The sequence below is a fragment of the Bartonella sp. AD13SXNS genome (assembly GCF_042196465.1).
Lineage (GTDB): Bacteria > Pseudomonadota > Alphaproteobacteria > Rhizobiales > Rhizobiaceae > Bartonella.
In genome coordinates this window covers 1-20,641 of sequence record NZ_JBHIQI010000003.1, presented here as the reverse complement: position 1 = coordinate 20,641, position 20,641 = coordinate 1, and the positions used below count along the sequence as shown (strand labels likewise).

Genomic DNA, 20,641 nt, shown 5'->3' with positions numbered 1-20,641 from the left:
TAATGAATGAAGCAGAGATATTTTTTCAATCGACTCCATGGTTTATTTTCCTAATATCGTATCTCATTGGCTCGATTCCCTTTGGTCTTATTTTTACGAGATTGGCCAAACTTGGCGATGTAAGAACTATCGGTTCTGGCAATATTGGAGCGACGAATGTTTTACGAACAGGAAATAAAAAAGTTGCAGCCCTGACACTTCTTTGTGATATATTAAAAGGGGCAGTTGTTGTTTTTGTTATAAAGTTTTTGAGTGATCCGCTAGATAATACTATCCTTATTTCTCTAGCGGGTTTTTTTGCTTTCTTAGGACATCTTTTTCCCGTATGGCTTAAATTTAAAGGTGGCAAAGGTGTTGCTACCTATCTGGGTGTTTGCTTGGGAGTTTACTGGCCCGCAGCAATTATTTTCATTATTGTATGGAGTGCGTTTTTTCTCCTTATGCGTTATTCTTCATTATCTGCCCTTGTTGCTGTTGGTATCACGCCGGTATTTGTTTTTTATTTTTCTGATTCTTATTTCTGTTGTATGCTGATTATGATGAGCATATTTGTTTTCATAAAACATTATGCAAATATCGGTAGATTACTCATTGGGGAAGAAAGTAAGATTGGTACGAAAAACGGAGATAAATAAAGGAATCCTACTTACTGATCGTCAACGTCTAAGCTGGTTACGGTTATTGCGTAGTGAAAATATTGGAGCTGTCAGTTTTCGCAATCTCATTGATCATTATAAAACAGCAGAAAATGCTTTGGCCGCACTTCCTGAGCTTAGTAGAAAAGGGGGTGGTTCTGCATCTATTAAAATAGCAAGTTTAGAAGATGCAGAAAAAGAAATACAAGAAGCTGAAAGATTAGGTATTCGGTTTATCGGTATAGGAGAACCAGATTACCCAGCCTTTCTTAGGGTTACAGAAGCATCCCCACCGCTTATTGCTATAAAAGGCAATGTTTCGGTTTTTCAAAAAACTTCTATTGGAATCATAGGATCTCGAAATGCCTCTGCTGCTGGCAAAAAGCTTGCATTTCAATTTGCACATTTTCTTGGAGAAGCCGATTTTGTAACAATTTCTGGGCTCGCTCGTGGAATTGATAGCATTGCGCATCAAGCCAGTTTAAAAACAGGGACCGTTGCAGTCATGGCTGGCGGAATTGATCATGTTTATCCTCCTGAAAATAAAAAGTTGCATGAAGATATTATTGCCAACGGTGGAGCCATTATCAGCGAAATGCCCATCTCATGGAAACCTCGAGCTATTGATTTTCCAAGAAGAAACCGTATTATTGCAGCTTTGTCACTCGGCCTCTTGGTTATAGAGGCCGCACTGCGCTCAGGGTCCTTAATTACTGCACGTCAAGCAGTTGAAATGGGGCGGTTGATTTTTGCCATTCCCGGTTCTCCACTAGATCCAAGATCTGTTGGTACAAACAACCTGATCAAGGATGGCGCTCTGCTCACCACACATCCTTCTGACATCATAGAAACACTTATGCCATTAGTTCCACCGCTTCCAAATTCCCAACTCAATTTTTTTGAGGAATCACCCTCTTTACAACTTGAAAAGGAGAATTTTAGTTCAGCAGACGAAAAAAACAACAAGATCTCTTTAACAGGAGATGACACAGAACGCGCAGCCGTCCTTTCCGCTCTTTCAACAACGCCAATCGACTTAGACACACTGAGCACCCATTCAGGTGTCTCACTCCCAACACTCTACCTTTTATTGGTAGAACTCGAACTTGCTGGAAAGCTTATTCGACACTCTGGTGGTTGTGTGTCATTGTCGAATTTTGATCTTCACCAAGAGCCTCAGCACTATTAATAATGCTTTGCCCTTCTTTGGCAACCATATCCAAAAGCAAAGCTAAAAGCGGACTATGCGCTTGACGCGCCATCTGATTCATTTGCTTTGACATGTCTGTAATATATTGGATAACTTTTAAATGATTTATAAACATAATCCTCTATCCTTGAGCATTTCCCCTCCTACTTCTCAATAGACGTTATCTTAGTATTTCGCCGTATGTTTTTGTAATAACAGTGGAAAATAAATCGTGTAATTCTATATAGGGTGTATTCTAATAATAACAATCACAAGTTGTACAATATTCATGTTTTTTATATGGCTAATATTTTTTTATGTGCTCTTAAGCAATTGCCATTAGCTATTCGTGTGAAAGGCGTTTATAAAAAAGTTTTTTATTTCAATATTTGGGTAGAATTATGAATATCGTTATCGTTGAATCTCCAGCAAAAGCAAAAACAATTAATAAATATCTTGGGTCTCAATACAAAGTTGTTGCATCATTTGGACATGTTCGTGATTTGCCTGCAAAAGATGGTTCTGTTTTACCGGATCAAGATTTTTTTATGAAATGGGATATAGATTCTGCTGCCGCTAAACGTTTAAATGAAATAGCAAAAGCCGTTAAAGAAGCCGATAGCCTTATCTTAGCAACAGACCCTGATCGTGAAGGGGAAGCTATTTCATGGCATATTCTAGATGTTCTTCGTCAAAAAAAAGTTTTAAAAGATAAACCTATTAAAAGAGTTGTCTTCAATGCTATTACCAAAAAATCTGTGCTTGATGCTATGAACAATCCACGTGATATTGATACATCACTTGTAGATGCTTATCTTGCACGTCGTGCTCTTGATTATCTCGTTGGTTTTACACTTTCACCTGTTTTATGGCGTAAACTTCCTGGTGCACGTTCAGCAGGACGCGTTCAATCGGTTGCTTTGCGTATTATTTGTGATCGTGAATCAGAAATAGAACATTTTATCAAAGAAGATTATTGGTCCATTACAACACAGTTAAAAACCATCCGAAATGATAGCTTCCAAGCAAGATTGACAATGTTTAATCAAAGAAAAATGGGCAAGCTTGATATTCAATCTCAAGAACAAGCAGATCAAATTCGTTTTATGTTGGAGAAAGCCCAATATCATACACTCAGTGTTGAAGCAAAACCCACAAAGAGAAATCCTTTTCCTCCGTTTACAACCTCTACACTACAACAAGCGGCTTCTTCAAAATTAGGCTTTTCAGCTTCTCGCACTATGCAAATTGCCCAAAAGCTTTATGAAGGGATTGAAATTAACGGTGAAACGGCAGGACTTATTACTTATATGCGTACTGATGGTGTGCAAATAGCACCAGAAGCCATTGATGCAGCACGAAAAGTTATTCTTGAATCTTTTGGAAATGACTATATTCCTGAAAAACCACGTTTTTATTCAACAAAGGCAAAAAATGCACAGGAAGCACATGAAGCTATCCGCCCAACAGATTTTCAACGTACCCCTAACCAAGTCCGCAATTTTCTTGATAGTGATCAGGCAAAACTCTATGAACTGATATGGAAGCGCGCTATTGCTAGCCAAATGCGTTCCGCTGAAATTGAGCGTACAATTGTTGAAATTGAAGCACAACAAGGAGAAAATCGTGCAAATCTACGGGCAACAGGTTCTGTTGTTCGCTTTGACGGTTTTATTTCTGTCTATACAGATCAACAAAACGAAGAAAATAATGAAGAAAATGAATCAACACGTTTACCACAAATAAACACTGGTGAATCACTTACAAAAGAGAAAGTTGAATCTGTACAACATACCACAGAGCCCCCCTCTCGTTATTCTGAAGCTTCATTAATTAAAAAGCTTGAGGAGTTAGGAATTGGTCGTCCTTCAACTTATGCATCCACATTGGCGACATTGTGTGACCGTGGATATATTGTCATTGATAAACGAAAGCTTATTCCCGATGCTAAGGGACGTATTGTTACAGCCTTTCTTGAAAATTTTTTTAATCGCTATGTAGAATATGGTTTCACAGCAGATCTTGAAGAAAAGCTGGATCTTATCTCTGATGGCAAACTTTCTTGGAAAGACGTATTGCGAGATTTTTGGGATGGATTTAATGCATCTATTAGCAATATCCAAGAACTCCGTATAACCAATGTCCTTGATGTTTTAAATGTAACATTAGCACCTCTCGCCTTTCCTGAACGCGAAGATGGAAGTGATGTGCGTTCCTGTCCTCTTTGTAAAAGTGGTCAATTATCATTAAAACTCGGTCGTTATGGTGCTTTTGTTGGCTGTTCCAATTATCCCGAATGTAAATACACACGCCAACTTGGTACAGATACTGGAGAAGAGAATGAAGCTGTACGCAATGATGAACCTGTTATACTTGGTATTGACCCTGAAACAGGAAAAGATATCTCTCTTCGCAAAGGCCGGTTTGGTCCCTATATTCAACTTGGTGAAAGCAAAGAAGTTAAGCGTGCAGGACTACCAAAAGAATGGCAGGCAGAAAATGTAACCCTTGATAAAGCCTTGGCTTTACTATCCCTTCCCCGTGAAATTGGCATTCATCCTGAAACCGGAAAAACAATCACGGCTACGATTGGGCGATATGGTCCCTATCTTAGCCATAACGGAAAATCTGCGCGCCTTCTTCATGCAGATGAAGTTTTTGATATTGGTATCAATCGCGCTGTTACAGTATTGGCAGAACAACAAGAAAACAAAACCAGGCAAAGCAGAACAACACCTGAAGCATTGGCAACATTAGGAGAGCATCCTGAAGGAGGAACCATTACCGTACGCAACGGGCGTTATGGTCCTTATGTCAATTGGGGTAAAATTAATGCAACATTGCCAAAAGATAAAGATCCCATTAATGTAACACTTCCAGAGGCACTAGAACTTATATCGGCTAAAGCATCGAGTAAAAAAACAACTTCAAAAAGAGGTTCTTCTAAAACAAAAGCAAAAATAAAAGAGACATAAATTTTGGCTAAAGGTGAAAAAAACATAAAATATCTCTCTTCATTCAAGGGAAAAACTTTTCCCAATAAGGAAGCAATCCTTTCCTTTATAATTGAGAATCCTAACCACTCAAGTAAACGAGAAATCGCTAAAGCTTTTAACTTAAAAGGCGATTCTCGTATTTTGCTTAGAGATATGTTACGTGAGTTAAAGGATCAAAATCTCATATCTAAACACCACAAAAGAGCAATCAACAAAGGAAAATTACCCCCTGTTTCTTTAGTAAAAATTAGCGGACGTGATAAAGATGGAAGTTTTATTGCACAACCTCTTGAATGGGAAGATTCTCCAAAGCCCAATATTGAAATACACTCTTTTCATCACATAAAAGGAAGTAATATTGGTGTTGGAGATCATATTCTTGTAAAAGTTTTTCGAAATAAAAATTCTGAAAGCTCAAGCCATCCTTATACGGGACGAATTATTCGTAAAATTGATGTATCTCCCAAAAGCGCGTTTGCTATTGTACGAAAATTGGAAAATAATCAATGGCGCCTTGATCCTATAGACCGCAAAACCAATGAACTCATTGTTGAAATGTCTCCAGAAATGAAGATTCAAATTGGTGATCTCGTTGAAGTCGAAATAAAAAAAAATACTGGTTACGGATTAAAGAGCGCAAAAATAAAGAATGTTTTAGGGCATATTAAGAGTGAAAAAACACTCTCAATGATTGCTCTTCTCTCAAAAGGAATTCCTTATATTTTTCCTGAAAGCGTTCTTGAGCAAGTTAAACATATCAAAGCTGCCAATATGGATAATCGCGAAGATTGGCGACAATTACCTTTTATTACAATTGATCCACCAGATGCAAAAGACCATGATGATGCAGTTTATGCAACCAAGGATAAGGATCCAGCAAATAATGATGGTTGGATTATTATTATAGCCATTGCAGATGTTTCTTATTATATCAAAACAGGAAGCGCTTTAGATAAAGAAGCATTGAAACGTGGAAATTCTGTTTATTTTCCCGATACCGTTGTGCCAATGTTACCTGAACGCCTTTCTCATGATTTATGTTCTCTACGTGAAGGAAAAGAAAGACCAGCTTTAGCCGTTCGTATGATTTTTGATGCAAACGGTAATAAACGAAAACATAGTTTTCATCGTACTATGATTCGTGTAAGAGCCAAACTTTCTTATCAAGAAGTACAATTGGCAATTGAAGGTAATATAAATGAAAAAATAGCCCCTCTTTTTGAGAGCATTTTGCGCCCCTTATGGGAAGCCTATGCATGCCTTAAAGCTGCGCGAAATCGTCGACAACCACTAGAATTAGAAATTGCAGAAAAAAAGATTATTCTTGATCAAAATGGATGCATAAAAGATGTTGTGAGTGAAACACAATTAGAAGCGCATCGTTTAATTGAAGAGTTTATGATACAAGCCAATATTGCAGCTTCTGAAACATTAAAACAACATCACCAGCCGCTCATTTATCGTATTCATGAAAAACCTTCTCTTGCTAAGCAAGAAATACTTCGGAGCTTTCTTCAAAGTTTGGGGATACCACTCTCCCGAGGAAGCGAACTTACCTCAGCGCGCCTTAATAGAACTTTAGAAAAGGTCGCTCATACTCAACAACAAGAACTAGTCAATCAAGTTATTTTGCGTTCACAATCACAAGCAGAGTACAACCCTAAAAATAGTGGCCATTTTGGTTTGAATTTGCAGAACTATACACATTTTACATCACCAATCCGTCGTTATGCTGATCTCATTATTCATCGAGCACTCATTAAAGCTCTCAAATTAGGAAATGATCAATTAACAGATACACAAGAACAAAATCTTGCAGAAATTGCTACGCAAGTTTCTTTATACGAACGCCGTGCAATGATGGCTGAAAGAGAAACGATTGATCGGCTTGTTGCTCACTATTTAACGAATAAAATCGGTCGTATTTTTACAGGTCGCATTTCCGGAGTTACAAAAGCAGGTCTTTTTATCTCACTTGATAAACTCAATACAGATGGTTTTGTCCATATTTCTACACTTAAAAATGATTATTATCATTTTGATGAAGCACAACATGTTCTTGTAGGACAGCGTAGCCATAAAGGCTATCAGTTAAGTGATGTTGTAGAAGTAAAACTTATAACTGTACAACCTTTTGCTGGCGCTTTATGCTTTGAACTGTTAACAAAACCTCGTCCAATAAAACTTTCACCGACATCCTACCATAAACACAAATTAAAAAAACAAAAGTATACTTTTTATGGGAAAAGAAAAAATTAATTAAAAATAAAAAGTAAAAAACATTTTTATAATTTTCGTTGTATTATTTTTTATTTTAAAGTCTAAAAAGCTTTATTAAAAATAATTAAACCTCTGGTTTCTCGCTTTAAAAGCATATAAATAATAATGACTTCAAATTAAGAAAATACCTATAATATGTAGTATTTATATTATTTTATGTACAAAATATGTTTTATTTAGGATATAAAGATATGTGATTTATTTTATAAATATAGTAATTTTATAAAAATCTTGCAGGCTTTTTATACTTAATAGGTGAGAAAATCTGCAAAAGGGAGCTTGGGCTTTTTTCATTTCAGCACACCTTTTTATTATTCGGATAAACAAAAGTATCTTAAGTCATTCTCATGAAAAAAAAAGCTTTTGACTCTCAAAATAATTCTTTGCGTGCCATTATTGCAGCTATTGCAACCATTGGCACTGTTGGAACAGCATTGGCAATGGGAACACAACTTGTCTCTCTTCTTATGGCAGAGAAAGGACTTTCCAACAGTACAATTGGCTATAGTGGAACAGTTGGTGGAATCGCCACAATTATTGCAGCTATTTTTACGTCTCGAATTGCCTTATGCTTAGGAATCGCTCAAACAATATTGCTTATGATGGCGATAGAATCTTTAAGTTTTTTAGGATTCTATTTTTTTGATCCCATATGGATTTGGTTTATTTTAAAGTTTATATTACATTTCAGCGTGACAGTTATGTTTATCCTGTCAGAGTTTTGGATCAACAGTTATGCTCCCCCCAAAAAACGCGGTTTGATCCTTTCTATTTATGCTATTGTCTTAGGATTAGGGTTTATAATAGGTCTAACGCTGCTAGCAAAAGTGGGAACACAAGGATTTATTCCTTTTGCTGTTGGATATAGTCTTATTATACTTGCTACTATACCAATTCTTACCGCTTGGAAATTAAGTCCAGAATTTCAAAAAAATCAATATATGCCATTTTTTCATTATCTTTTTCACGTTCCAAGTGCAATGATGGCGGTCCTTGTTTACGGGTCCATTCAAATGGGCGTATTAACTCTTATAATACCCTTTAGTTTATCCATTGGTTATAATGAGAATGAAGCAGCACATTTTATGGCAACCCTTGCACTTGGAAATATTTTCCTCTTAATTCCTATCAGCATTATAAGCGACTACGCCAAAGATCGACGTTATTCACTGATGAGTTGCGCTATTCTAGGTTTTATAGGAACTTTTATAATACCATGGATTCTTCAATATCCATGGATTCTGATGCTTGATTTGTTTTTTCTGGGTGGTGTATCAGCGAGCCTTTATACAATTAGTCTTGCACATTTAGGAGCCCGTCTCAAGGGGCAAGAACTTGCTGCTGCTAATTCTGCTTTTATTTTTTGTTATGGAATTGGTATGCTCATCGGACCGACCTTTATCGGAAAATCCATGGATATCTTTAAACCCTTCGGTTTTTCAATAGCCATGGCTGTTTTTTTCGGTTTATATGCCATTTTGGTGTTTGTCCAACTTATGAGAAAATTAATCAGCTCTTGACTTTTTTGAGAACATCCGTAGTGTTGCTGGAGAATCTGATGATGTCGGAAATAAGTTTTGACAGCAATAATATTTTTTCAGTATAACAGGGTATTTACATTATGGCTAAAGCAGCAACCATTAAGATCAAGCTTTTATCAACTGCAGATACTGGTTTTTTCTATGTAACAAAGAAAAACAGCCGTACAATGACAGATAAAATGAGCAAGCGTAAATATGATCCAGTTGTAAAAAAGCACGTTGAATTTAAAGAAACAAAAATTAAATAAATAGCGTATTATTGAATTGATAGGTTTTATATTCTAAGAAAAATGTGGGAGCATTGCCTTCAGAGTTATTGTCTGAGGGATTTTTTGTCTCTTAATAAAGTTTACTTTAAAATTTGTATGGCCTTAAATTTTTATGTTCTGTATGGATTTGGATGAGTTGATTTATTGTTTAAGGTGCTTACATATATCTTGCATGAATATTTGATTGTTGTCATATTGAACAAAAATTTTTTCGTTAAAATGAGATGGTATTTTGTCATATAAATCAAAGTTTCTTGAAAGAATTATAAGCAATACTCGATAGAATGCGTTATAATAATGTAAGCAGTTTCTTTATTTCATGAAAAATTTTTTTTCTCATTTTAATCTAAGAAGCTTTACTCTAAAAGTTACCGGTTTCAGTATTTTTATTGCTGCTAGCATTCTTATTATTAAGTTAACTTATTTTAAGCAGGCTCAACCGTTGCCTCAAAAAGGAAAATTTTCTTTTCAAAACTCTGTTGAAGGAAATGCATTAATCATTGATGGTGATTCCATCATGATTTCTTCAATTAAAGTTCGACTGGTTGGAATTGATGCTCCCGAACTCCACCAGTTTTGCGGAAAAAAGGAGGCACAATACCCTTGTGGGCTTGAGGCAAAAAAATATTTAGAACAACTACTCGAAAATCAAACTGTTACATGTTACTGGCATAAAACAGATAAATATCGCCGCATCCTTGCAACATGTAAAACAAAACAAGTTAGCAATATCAATGCAATGCTTGTACAGAATGGTTGGGCTGTAAGTTATTATGAATACCCCAAAGAAGAGCAAGAAGCGAGAAGGAAAAAGAAGGGAATCTGGGCATCAAGTTTTCAACGACCGAAAGAATGGCGCAAAGAAAATCCTCGCACAGAATAAGAAAATATCTTTTAATTTTATGTACCAATGAAACAATGTAGCCCAATTATCAAACTTGAAAAAAAAATCTATTCCTGTCGTGTTTGTATCCAACAACCACGTTATTTTCCTCCTCTGCCTCATGAGCCCAATCCCGTCGTTTACTTATCTAATACGGCTTTGATTGTAATTGCAGGACAAGCACCAGGATTGCGTGTTCATGAAACTTCTATCCCTTTTAATGATCGTTCCGGCGAAAGATTGCGTAATTGGCTGGGTGTTACAAAAGAAGAGTTTTATAATAAATCTCTCTTTGCTATTGTTCCTATGGGATTTTGTTTTCCAGGTTATGATAAAAATAAAGCTGATTTACCACCAAGACCTGAATGTCGAGAAATATGGCATGAAAAGATATTTCGAGCGATGCCTCAAATAAAGCTTGTTCTTGCCATTGGTCGTTATGCGCAAAAGTGGCATATTACAGAATTAAAACATAAAACCGTTTCAGCAACTGTTCGTGATTGGAGAAATGTCCTTTCCATCCCCCAACCTCGAGGCTATAATGTTATGCCTTTGCCTCATCCATCATGGCGAAATACTTCTTGGTTACAGAAAAATCCATGGTTTAACGATGAGCTTATTGTATATCTGCGCCTTTTAGTACGTAAGTTTTTATAATTAAAATATGAGAAAAATATGGACCGTCTTGACCGAAAAATTTTACATCTTTTACAAGAAAATGCAACGCTTTCTGTTGCTGATATTGCTAAAAAAGTTGGACTTTCAACCACGCCTTGCTGGCGTAGGATTCAAAAACTTGAAGAAGATGGTGTTATTCAGCGGCGTGTTGCTGTTCTTTCCCCAGAAAAAGTAAATGCGCACGTCACTGTTTTTGTTTCTATTCGTACAAATACACATAGTCATGAATGGTTTAAGCGTTTTTCACAAATTGTGCAGGAGTTCCGTGAAGTTATTGAATTTTACCGAATGAGTGGAGATATTGACTATTTATTGCGTGTTGTTGTTCCCAATATTGAAGCTTATGATCTTTTTTATAAAAAATTAATTTCTAAAATTGATATCCGTGATGTCTCATCTTCTTTCGCAATGGAACAGATTAAATATACAACGGAGCTTCCGCTGAATTATATTAAATTACATGAAAAGGTAAATGAGCACAACTCTTAAGCGTTTTTTATATCCGTCTCATCATCTTTTAAGTGTTCAAACTTTCTTGTTCCAAAACCGCCATTTGTGCATGAGTTAAAACAGCAGCTTTGACAATTCCAGCTGCTATAGCTGCTCCTGTTCCTTCACCAAGACGCATTCCAAAATCTAGAAGTGGTTCTTTGCCAATTTTTTGTAAAAGTTTACGATGGACTTTTTCAGAAGAAACATGTCCAACAAGAGTATGATCAAGAGCTTTTGGATGCATTTTATAAAGGATCGCTGCCGCTGCTGTTGCCACAAAACCATCTAAAATAACGGGTATCTTTTCCATTCTTGCCGCTAAAATAGCACCAACCATAGCAGCAATTTCACGTCCTCCTAAGCGACGCATTATCTCAAAAGGATCATTTAAATGCTCCTTATGCAAGGAAACTGCTGCCTTAACTGCTGCTATTTTACGCTGATAAAAATCACCCTCCGCCCCCATACCATTTTCTGTCCACTCTTCAACGTCTCCACCAAACAATGCTAAACATAAAGCTGAAGCTATGGTTGTGTTTCCAATCCCCATTTCACCAATACATAAAAGATCTGTTCCACCAGCAATGGATTCCATTCCAAATGCCATTGTGGCTGCTGCACTTCTCTCGTCCATTGCGGCATCCTTGGTAATATTCATTGTTGGATATTCCAATGCTAAATCAAAAATTTTTAATCCAAGATCATAAGCGATACAAATTTGGTTGATAGCAGCACCACCAGATGCAAAATTTTGTACCATCCTTTGTGTCATAGACTGTGGAAATGGTGTAACATTCTCTTCTACGATACCATGGTTTCCAGAAAAAATAGCGACCAAAGGTCGCGTTACGATAGGTTTTTCTGTACCCCTCCACCCCGCATACCAAACAGCAATATCTTCCAGTTTCCCTAATGTTCCTTGCGCTTTTGTTAAGTTTTTTTGCCTTTTTTTTGCCAAAATTATAGAAAATTCATCAGCAACAGGTAAATTTGTAAGCAAAGCACGAAAATCATCAAATGGGCTAGCGGTCATGAGGATACCTTTTAAAATCTACAATGTTTAATGAAAATCACGTCATATAGATAGGATATGAATAATTTATTGCTTTTTTTAACAGGGCTTTAAAAACGTTAAGTATTCTAAAAACAATGATTTTTATATTTTATTTTCTAACCAGATAACGAACATGCAAGGTTTAATATCTTATTACTATCTTTACATAATACCTTTAACCTATTCTTCTATTAAATAGGAGCAATCCGCATATTGTTTAATATATAAATCCTAACATTCTTTCTATAACAGAAGTTATAAGTTTTTAAAAACTTATTAAAATTAAAGTCATCAAAATCATCGCAAAGCAATCAAAGAGCAAAAGATCTTAACTTTAACATAGGTTAATTGTCAGGCTGTTATTAAATGAGAGCATGAAAAGCTTCTTTCAAAATATATATATCTGCATTTGGTTTTGTCGCATCATTTGATAATATTTGCCGCCATCGACGCGCCCCACCCCGCCCATGAAATAAACCAATCATGTGACGCGTCACATGAGAAAGCCGCCCCCCCGATGCAATATGTCGAGCCGCATAATCACACATAATCTCAATAAGATCACTCTCACTCAAATTATTCTGCGACTCACCATAGAGTTCAAAATCAATATATTTTAACAAAGTTGGATCATGATAAACTTGGCGACCAACCATCACAGCATCACAGAAAATCAAGTGCTGTTTGATCTCATCAATAGATTTAATTCCACCATTTATTCCAATGAATTTATGAGGATATTTACGTTTTAATTTATAAACCCTTTCATAATTAAGGGGCGGAATATTGCGATTTTCTTTCGGACTCAATCCTTGTAGCCATGCCTTGCGAGCATGGATCCAGAGTGCATCACATCCAGCATTCCAAACCTGATTAGCCAAAAGATCTAATGCTAATTCTTCATCTTGTTCATCCACTCCAATCCGACATTTGACAGTTACAGGTATCGTAACCACTCGTTTCATCGCTTCCACAGCATTTGCTACAATGTCTGGATGTAACATCAAACAAGCTCCAAATACTCCTGCTTGAACACGATTTGATGGGCAACCAACATTGAGATTTATTTCGTTGTAGCCAAAATCCTCAGCAATTCGTGCAGCTTCTGCTAACTTTTTCGGATCTGCCCCCCCTAATTGTAATGCAACTGGACGTTCTTTGTCGCTAAAAGCCAACAATTGTTCGCGAACACCATAAATGACAGCATCTGCTACCATCATTTCCGTATAAAGGAGTGTTTTTTCCGTTAAAAGACGATAAAAGAATCTGCAATGTCGGTCTGTCCAGTCCAACATTGGTGCTACTGCAAATTTTACAGGTGATGGAAGGTTGTAAAATATCATGAGGGTATTACTCTCATGTCCCTATAGCTCTCTCTTTATACATAAAAAAATTCTTACTTTTAGTTTGCAGAAAGTTTTATTCTCTTATACTATCATGAGTATAATAACAGCTTATTATTTTTAATTGATATCAAGGCTTACTACAATCAATCATGATAAAACACAATTTTGCATTTCTTATAGATTAGTGTTCAGGTATATTATAAAATTTTATGATAGGCTTAATTTCCTTTAGAATTTCCCAATTTATTGTACACAAAACACTATAAAAAGTATTTTTATCTCCTCCTTAAGAAAAGAACAAAACTTCTTATTCATACGAATCTGATTATAAATCACTTTTTCTCAATGAGTTATTTGGGGATTTTACTGTATAAGATAGACAAATTTCACTCTAAATATTCAAACTAATTTTTCCATTGTATGGTTGTTGCAAACAAACAACTAAAATGAGGGCATAGACGAGCATTATTTTTTAACATGTGTGAATGCACCTTATATCAATATCTCTTGAAGAAAAATATTTTACAATATTGCAGATAAAATCTGTAAAATGAAATGATCATAAACGTTGTTCAATCTCTTGTTTATTTTGCATATAGGAAGAAAGGGTATCAACTTCTTGTTCATTAAATAGGAGACCAAGTTTTGAACGACGCCATAACACATCTTCACATGCTTTAGCCCATTCTTTTTCCATTAACCATTTTACTTCTACTTCATAAAGCCCATGTCCAAAATTTTTTCCTCTATCCGCCTTACCATTTGCAAATATCACTAATGCTTCTGTACCGTAGGAGCGTGCAAGTCTGCGGTGTGTAAAGGCATCTAAATCTGGCGTCAAAAGAGCAATTTTATTTTCAATTATATCTAATTTATTATAGTGAAAATTACCCCCTGGAAGTGTTGCATTAGCTGTCCATGACGCTCCCTTTTTACCAAGTGCTTTTTCAACAAATTTCATTGCATCTTCAGCCAACTTACGATAAGTTGTGATCTTTCCACCATAAAGATTAAGAATCTTTGGTGCACTTCCTGTTCCCATTTCTCTTAAAACATAATCGCGCGTAATTTCTTGTGCTTTTGAAGCTCCATCATCATAGAGTGGACGAACTCCAGAGTAAGACCAGACAATCGTTTCAGGTAATACTGGTTGTATGAAATATTCACTGGCTGCTGTGCAGAGATAGTTAATTTCTGTATCCGTAATATGAACATCAGCTGGATCTCCCTGATAGTTACAATCTGTTGTTCCAAGCAAGGTAAACTCTTCTTGATATGGAATAGCAAATATAATACGCCCATCACCATTTTGAAAAATATAAGCACGATCATGAGTATAAAGCTTGGGAACCAAAATATGAGAACCTCTAACAAGCCGTATTGGTGTATGTTCTTTACAGTCTAATACGCTTGCCAAAACATGATCAATCCAAGGTCCTGTCATATTCGCGACATAAGAAGCAGTGACATTATATTCTTTACCGCTTAACTTGTCTTGAAGAAAGATACGCCATTTTTTGTCTTCTCTTTTTAAAGATAGAACTTTTGTCCGTACTTTTATATCAGCTCCCCACTTTTCTGCATCACGAGCATTGGCAATGACTAAACGTGCATCATCTACTCTTGCATCAGAATATTCAAAACCTCTCTGATATTCTTTTTTCAGTGTAGAGCAAAACTTTTTTGAAAAATTAATCGTTTTACTGCGCCACAATTTCTGATTCCAGTTCCCTAAATAATCATAAATAAAAAGTCCAAAACGCAATATCCAAGCAGGGCGCAATTCTTTATGATAAGGAAGAAGAAAACGTAAAGGACGTACAATATGTGGAGCTATGCGTAAAATGATCTCGCGTTCTTTGAGTGCCTCACGAACAAGTTTGAACTCATAATGTTCAAGATAACGAAGACCACCATGAATAAGTTTTGTTGATGCACTTGACGTCCCTGATGCAAGATCTTTCATTTCAGCTAATCCTACTTTAAAACCGCGTCCAGCTGCATCTCTTGCCAATCCACACCCGTTTATCCCTCCCCCAATGATAAACAGCTCATAATGCATTGTGGTTTTCATAATTTTACTTTTCATTATTTAATTTTGTTTCACAATCTTCAATAAAGCAACAGTAAAAAACGATACAAGTGCTCTTCATTGTATTCTCAACGTGCTTTTTTCCAAAACAAATACGCATAAAAAGTTTTTTGATACCCTTATACAGCAAAACAATATTTTACAAATCAAAGAGAGGATTTTTTATCCTGTAGGCAATATAATCTTTGCAAATGTACATCATATGAAAGCTTTTTAGAGAAAAATTAATGTTTTTTATCATTTGAGAATACATACTATAGCTAAATGCTTTATTGCACATAGAGAACGCTTTTCATATAGTTCACTCAATGACACAATAGAAAATGTAAAGGTATACAGATGACTCATCAACCTGAAAACTCGAAAATAACACTTGTTTCAAAAATTTTAGTCCCAGTTATGTTGAGTATTTTAACCTTTTTACCTTCTTTATCAAACGCAACATCACAGCAGACAGTAACCAATCATTTAAGCTTAGAAAAACTTAAAGTACAACTTTTAGAAGATTCTAGCTTTTTATCTAAGCTTAAAGAAAAAATGACACCGCATACTGATTCTCAGCATATTCAACAAATTGTTAGAGAGTATCTTCTTACTCATCCAGAAATTTTGATTGAAATGCAGCTTATCCTTCAAGATAAGCTGGAAAAACGAAATGAAGACGAAAGTCAAAGCTCAATTATTCATTTATTAGAAAAGGAAATTTTTCACTCTCCTCATGACGCTGTTTTGGGGAATCCAAATGGTAAAAAAATACTTGTTGATTTTTTTGATTACAATTGCAGATTTTGTAAAAGTGCCTATTCAGATATAGAAAGCTTGATAAAAGAATATCCAGATCTACGGGTTATTACCAAGGATTTACCGATTTTGGGATCTGATTCTATGGCGGCTCATACCGTTGCCTACGCATTTCGAAAACAATTTCCAGAAAAATATCCTCAGTTTCATAAAAAGCTTTTAATGCATCAAGGGCGCGCAAATGAAGCTAAAGCTATAAAAATAGCTGTTTCATTAGGAGCAGATGAAAAAAAACTCCGTAATGCAATAAAAGACCCTAATCTGCAAAACGCTTTTAAAGAAAATATTCACATTGCCTCTACACTTCATATTACGGGAACACCTTCTTATATCATTGGTGATAAAATATTCATCGGCGCAGCCAGACAAGATATTCTAAAACAAGCGATAGATAATACACAGTAAATACCTATTCTATACCTGATTAGTTTTAGGAAGAATACTGTAAATGAGGTAATTTTATGCTTTCTCTTTTTTGACAACAAGCTTATAAATGCAATTTTGCGTAAAGCAGATACGAGTTTAAAATTGCAAAACATAATGAATTTAAAGGAAATAAATATCTTTAAAGCTTCAAAAGATATCATCCCTAATCTAGAGATATTCTGTCATAAAACGAAATAATGACGATCTTCATTGATCAAGGAGTTAGAAATAAAATGGCAACAAAAAAAATGGATTTGGCAAAATATACCGCAATTGATACGAACATTATTCGTGATCTTGCTGAAATTTTGAATGATACAAATTTAACGAACATTGAAGTTGAACAAGGGGAGCTTCGTATTTGTGTCTCACGCCAAAATACCTCAACTTCTTCCGAGCAAGCGATCTATGCTCCTGTTTCTACTCCTACTTTTTCTGTCACATCTTCTCCAGTTCCAATAACTGAATCTCCTATACAACCTAGCCAAGAAGATAAATCAAAAAACACGATAACTTCTCCAATGGTTGGGACAGCTTATCTTGCACCTTCACCAGGCGCGCAACCTTTTGTAGAAGTAGGACAAAATGTTTCTGAAGGGGAGACATTACTTATCATTGAAGCCATGAAAACAATGAATCAAATTTCCTCACCACGTTCAGGCACGGTAACCACTGTTCTTGTCAAAGATGGCCAACCTGTTGAGTTTGGTGAACCACTTATTATTGTTGAATAAAGCGAGGGGCAACTATGATTCGAAAAATCCTCATTGCTAATCGGGGAGAAATTGCTCTTCGCGTTTTACGTGCATGTAAAGAACTTGGCATAAAAACCGTTGCTGTTCATTCTACAGCTGATGCAGATGCAATGCATGTTCGTCTTGCTGACGAAAGTGTTTGTATTGGCCCTCCTCCTGCTCGTGATTCTTATTTGAGTATTCAGCAAATTATTGCTGCTTGTGAAATTACAGGAGCGGATGCTGTTCATCCAGGATATGGCTTTCTTTCTGAAAATGCAAAATTTGCAGATGTTCTAGAAGCCCATGATATTACATTCATCGGTCCGACGGCTGCTCATATTCGAATCATGGGCGATAAAATCGAAGCAAAAAAAACCGCCCAAAAACTTGGTATTCCTGTTGTTCCAGGTTCAGATGGTGCTGTTACTGAAGAATCAGATGCTTTACGCACTGCTCGTGAAATTGGTTATCCAGTTATTATCAAAGCTTCTGCCGGTGGTGGTGGGCGTGGTATGAAAGTCGTTCATTCTGAACGAGAATTTTCTATAGCTCTCAAAACAACGCGTTCAGAAGCGAAGGCAGCTTTTGGTGATGACGCTGTTTATATAGAGAAATATTTAGAAAAACCTCGTCATATCGAAGTTCAAGTCATAGGTGATGGTGCGGGAAATGCTATTCATTTAGGAGAACGCGATTGTTCGCTTCAACGACGGCATCAAAAAGTATGGGAAGAAGCCACGTCACCTGCTCTTAATGAAACTGAACGAAAAAAAATTGGCAATATTGTTGCAAATGCTTGTGCTCAACTTGGATACCGTGGAGCAGGTACTATTGAATTTCTTTATGAAAATGGTGAATTTTATTTTATTGAAATGAACACACGTTTACAAGTAGAACATCCTGTAACTGAAGCAATTACAGGTATAGATTTAGTTCATGAACAAATTCATATTGCATCAGGCAACAAGCTTTCTGTGACACAAGATGATGTCTGTTTTTCTGGTCATGCCATTGAATGCCGTATTAATGCAGAAGATCCTATTCACTTTACGCCATCACCTGGGACCATTACCCATTTTCATACACCTGGAGGTTTAGGAATTCGCGTAGATTCAGGTGCTTATTCAGGTTATCGCATCCCTCCTTATTATGATAGCATGATTGGAAAGCTGATTGTTCATGGACGTACCCGTTTAGAATGTATGATGCGTTTACGGCGTGCTTTAGATGAATTTGTTGTTGATGGAATAAAAACGACACTACCTCTCTTTCGTGATCTCATTAATAATCAAGATGTTGCTGATGGTAATTATAATATCCACTGGCTAGAAAAATACCTTGCTCATCAGTCCATGTCTTCAAGATTCGTAAGTTCAATAGCGAAATAGTGAATTTTCATTATAGGTTCTATAAAATATTAACATAAGGATAATTCCAACGTTGCTGTAAAAAGTGTTAAAAAAGAAATAAGCTGATTATTTTTTATTTGTTATATAATTTTCTTTTAATATACACAAAAATTGATAATTTTCTGTTTTCCTTTTTGTGAGTTTGTGCTAACTGCTACATAGTTACGCCCTTATAGCTCAGTTGGTAGAGCACCTGATTTGTAATCAGGGGGTCGGGAGTTCGAGTCTCTCTGGGGGCACCATTTTGTTTTATTTGAATAATAACTTGTTGATTTTATATATCCTTTTTAATGTACGGGGTATGTGGATAAAAGTTAGAGAATAGGATTTTTAACATATCTCTTAATTATTACGAATCAGGAGTTCTTTTCGGGGTGGTTTTTAGCAAAACCTGCTGTCCAAAGGATCTCTAATTCTAAAAAGTCAAAATCCTTAAAAATCTCTCGAACCGCATCACAATCATTCAGACTTAAAACAAATTTGCCTTGGATGCTTTTAAGAACTTTTGCCATATTCACAAAATCATTTTCAACAAAATTCCCAGAGCTATAGCACTTCTTCTTCACAAGATAAGGCAGGTCTAGGTAAAATAAACTGTCGGGTGCATCAAATAGCTCGATAATCCGCTCCCACGACAAATTTAAAATCGTCGTATCAAGAAGCTTCTGTCTAACACGTTTCATCCTCGCTAAAAGCTTTTCGGGATTAAATGCTATAGGCTTTTTTCTTCCAAAGCTAAAAGAGACATACTCTTTTTTCCCATACATCACACAGCGCTGGAGAAATAAAAACCGTGCTGCTCTTTCAACTTTGGAAAGCTCTTCTGGGTCAATCGCAGCAAAGTCAAAAAACAACTGTCTTGAACAAACAAACCACTCCAATCGTTTGGCTAAATCATCAAAATGGTTTTGAACGCATTGAAATAGCTTCGTGATCTCTCCATTCAAATCATTAATTATGGAATATTTTGCTGGTCGTTTATTCAAGAAAATAACACCAGTCCTAAAAATGGTTCAACATAGGTTTCATGGTCAATACTATTTAAAATCGGTATAATTTTCTTACGCAGATAGTGCTTACTATCCATCCACGCAAACAGCGTTTGTGTAAATTCTTGTTTCGTCATATTTTAAAAGGAGAGATTTTGTACACTCTTCGAGTATTTTTTTACTGTTTTTTTTTATTACAAAATAATTTTAGAATAAAAAATCTTACGGTATTTCTTGCTTGCTAAATGAAGTGGCAAACTGGAACCCTTAACTTTTATCGTGAAATAAAAATCATCAAAAGGACTGGAACTCCAACATCTCATGATGGAACAATGATCAAAATCTTCTTTGAGTAAGCAATCAGATAAATAATAATCAATTAATGCAATACGCTGTGTAATCGTATCATCATCAAGAAAATCAATAATATCTTTTTGAAAACTAATATCAGGATTTTTTCCTTTATTTTTTCTACGATAATGATAACCGGTTAGGAAAAGATCATTAAAAATTTTTTGCCATTGTCGTTTCTGATGTTAAGAGTCAATCTTGTTCTAAGCTTGCATCCCTATTATGATGAGTTTTTAAAAATCTAATTCTCTCAGGTACATCAAACATGATCTTCCTTAACTCTTGGTTATCCATTTTTTGAGGTGTGATAAGATATTATCGAGTGCATCCATAAGGCGGGCAAAATCAATAACAAACATAAAGACAATGAAGGCAATCCACTTCATAAAGCGTGATATCATCTTTAAGCCTTGATACGTCTCTATCATCTCATGAAGAAGCTGTTGTTCTGTTTCTGTAAGATCTTTATCTTT

19 protein-coding genes and 1 tRNA gene are annotated in these 20,641 nt (G+C 35.8%); 14 read left to right on the top strand and 6 right to left on the bottom strand.

Annotated features, from left to right (window positions below):
• Positions 1 to 2: 2 nt before the first annotated feature.
• Positions 3 to 635: a glycerol-3-phosphate 1-O-acyltransferase PlsY gene (gene plsY / locus ACFIMQ_RS03350; protein ID WP_375703396.1), complete on the top strand. Its 633-nt coding sequence runs from the start codon at positions 3 to 5 to the stop codon at positions 633 to 635.
• On the top strand, positions 610 to 1,824 hold the full coding sequence (gene dprA / locus ACFIMQ_RS03345; RefSeq protein ID WP_375703395.1) for a DNA-processing protein DprA: 1,215 nt from the start codon (positions 610 to 612) through the stop codon (positions 1,822 to 1,824). Before plsY ends, dprA begins: the two co-directional genes overlap by 26 nt.
• Here the strand turns inward: dprA and ACFIMQ_RS03340 are convergent.
• Complete coding sequence (locus tag ACFIMQ_RS03340) at positions 1,754 to 1,960, bottom strand: hypothetical protein (protein WP_007347924.1); 207 nt, start codon at positions 1,958 to 1,960, stop codon at positions 1,754 to 1,756. The genes dprA and ACFIMQ_RS03340 overlap by 71 nt on opposite strands.
• A gap of 265 nt (positions 1,961 to 2,225) precedes the next feature.
• On the opposite strand from ACFIMQ_RS03340, the gene topA reads away from it, so the two are divergent.
• From topA to ACFIMQ_RS03305, 7 genes are all read left to right on the top strand, one after another.
• Positions 2,226 to 4,799 carry a type I DNA topoisomerase gene (gene topA / locus ACFIMQ_RS03335; protein ID WP_375703394.1) on the top strand — a complete coding sequence of 858 codons (2,574 nt, stop codon included), beginning with the start codon at positions 2,226 to 2,228 and terminating at the stop codon, positions 4,797 to 4,799.
• 3 nt (positions 4,800 to 4,802) lie between these two features.
• Positions 4,803 to 7,079, top strand: a complete 2,277-nt coding sequence (rnr, locus tag ACFIMQ_RS03330) for a ribonuclease R (protein WP_375703393.1) — start codon at positions 4,803 to 4,805, stop codon at positions 7,077 to 7,079.
• Positions 7,080 to 7,447: 368 nt separating this feature from the next.
• Complete coding sequence (locus ACFIMQ_RS03325; RefSeq protein WP_375616274.1) at positions 7,448 to 8,620, top strand: MFS transporter; 1,173 nt, start codon at positions 7,448 to 7,450, stop codon at positions 8,618 to 8,620.
• A 101-nt stretch (positions 8,621 to 8,721) separates the two neighbouring features.
• Positions 8,722 to 8,889 (top strand): 50S ribosomal protein L33, encoded by a 168-nt coding sequence (gene rpmG, locus ACFIMQ_RS03320; RefSeq protein WP_004864083.1) that lies wholly within the window; start codon positions 8,722 to 8,724, stop codon positions 8,887 to 8,889.
• Between the two features lie 340 nt (positions 8,890 to 9,229).
• A complete protein-coding gene (locus ACFIMQ_RS03315; protein WP_375703392.1) occupies positions 9,230 to 9,793 on the top strand; it encodes a thermonuclease family protein in 564 nt (187 codons plus the stop codon).
• A gap of 27 nt (positions 9,794 to 9,820) precedes the next feature.
• The gene (locus tag ACFIMQ_RS03310; RefSeq protein ID WP_375616276.1) at positions 9,821 to 10,450 is read left to right on the top strand and encodes a uracil-DNA glycosylase family protein; all 630 of its coding nucleotides are present in this window, start codon (positions 9,821 to 9,823) and stop codon (positions 10,448 to 10,450) included.
• An 18-nt stretch (positions 10,451 to 10,468) separates the two neighbouring features.
• Positions 10,469 to 10,960 carry an Lrp/AsnC family transcriptional regulator gene (locus tag ACFIMQ_RS03305; protein WP_375606910.1) on the top strand — a complete coding sequence of 164 codons (492 nt, stop codon included), beginning with the start codon at positions 10,469 to 10,471 and terminating at the stop codon, positions 10,958 to 10,960.
• A 28-nt stretch (positions 10,961 to 10,988) separates the two neighbouring features.
• Here ACFIMQ_RS03305 and cobT read toward each other — a convergent pair whose 3' ends face one another.
• The 3 genes from cobT to glpD form a co-directional block, all read right to left on the bottom strand.
• A complete protein-coding gene (gene cobT / locus ACFIMQ_RS03300) occupies positions 10,989 to 11,996 on the bottom strand; it encodes a nicotinate-nucleotide--dimethylbenzimidazole phosphoribosyltransferase (protein WP_375616277.1) in 1,008 nt (335 codons plus the stop codon).
• Between the two features lie 383 nt (positions 11,997 to 12,379).
• Positions 12,380 to 13,360 (bottom strand): tRNA dihydrouridine(20/20a) synthase DusA, encoded by a 981-nt coding sequence (dusA, locus tag ACFIMQ_RS03295; protein ID WP_375703391.1) that lies wholly within the window; start codon positions 13,358 to 13,360, stop codon positions 12,380 to 12,382.
• A 562-nt stretch (positions 13,361 to 13,922) separates the two neighbouring features.
• The gene (gene glpD / locus ACFIMQ_RS03290; RefSeq protein ID WP_375616279.1) at positions 13,923 to 15,452 is read right to left on the bottom strand and encodes a glycerol-3-phosphate dehydrogenase; all 1,530 of its coding nucleotides are present in this window, start codon (positions 15,450 to 15,452) and stop codon (positions 13,923 to 13,925) included.
• Between the two features lie 19 nt (positions 15,453 to 15,471).
• Between glpD and ACFIMQ_RS03285 the strand changes: the two genes are divergently transcribed.
• The 5 genes from ACFIMQ_RS03285 (at position 15,472) to ACFIMQ_RS03265 (ending at position 19,070) form a co-directional block, all read left to right on the top strand.
• Positions 15,472 to 15,672 carry an OstA-like protein gene (locus ACFIMQ_RS03285; protein WP_375616301.1) on the top strand — a complete coding sequence of 67 codons (201 nt, stop codon included), beginning with the start codon at positions 15,472 to 15,474 and terminating at the stop codon, positions 15,670 to 15,672.
• A 122-nt stretch (positions 15,673 to 15,794) separates the two neighbouring features.
• The gene (locus tag ACFIMQ_RS03280) at positions 15,795 to 16,661 is read left to right on the top strand and encodes a DsbA family protein (RefSeq protein WP_375616280.1); all 867 of its coding nucleotides are present in this window, start codon (positions 15,795 to 15,797) and stop codon (positions 16,659 to 16,661) included.
• 254 nt (positions 16,662 to 16,915) lie between these two features.
• A complete protein-coding gene (accB, locus tag ACFIMQ_RS03275) occupies positions 16,916 to 17,416 on the top strand; it encodes an acetyl-CoA carboxylase biotin carboxyl carrier protein (RefSeq protein WP_375616281.1) in 501 nt (166 codons plus the stop codon).
• Positions 17,417 to 17,430: 14 nt separating this feature from the next.
• Positions 17,431 to 18,807 carry an acetyl-CoA carboxylase biotin carboxylase subunit gene (accC, locus tag ACFIMQ_RS03270; protein WP_375703390.1) on the top strand — a complete coding sequence of 459 codons (1,377 nt, stop codon included), beginning with the start codon at positions 17,431 to 17,433 and terminating at the stop codon, positions 18,805 to 18,807.
• 187 nt (positions 18,808 to 18,994) lie between these two features.
• A tRNA-Thr gene (locus ACFIMQ_RS03265) sits at positions 18,995 to 19,070 on the top strand.
• Between the two features lie 114 nt (positions 19,071 to 19,184).
• On the opposite strand, the gene ACFIMQ_RS03260 is transcribed toward ACFIMQ_RS03265, so the two are convergent.
• Positions 19,185 to 19,814 (bottom strand): DNA adenine methylase, encoded by a 630-nt coding sequence (locus ACFIMQ_RS03260; RefSeq protein ID WP_375703389.1) that lies wholly within the window; start codon positions 19,812 to 19,814, stop codon positions 19,185 to 19,187.
• A gap of 629 nt (positions 19,815 to 20,443) precedes the next feature.
• The coding region (locus ACFIMQ_RS03255; protein WP_375703388.1) for a hypothetical protein at positions 20,444 to 20,641 on the bottom strand (198 nt) is incomplete at its 5' end.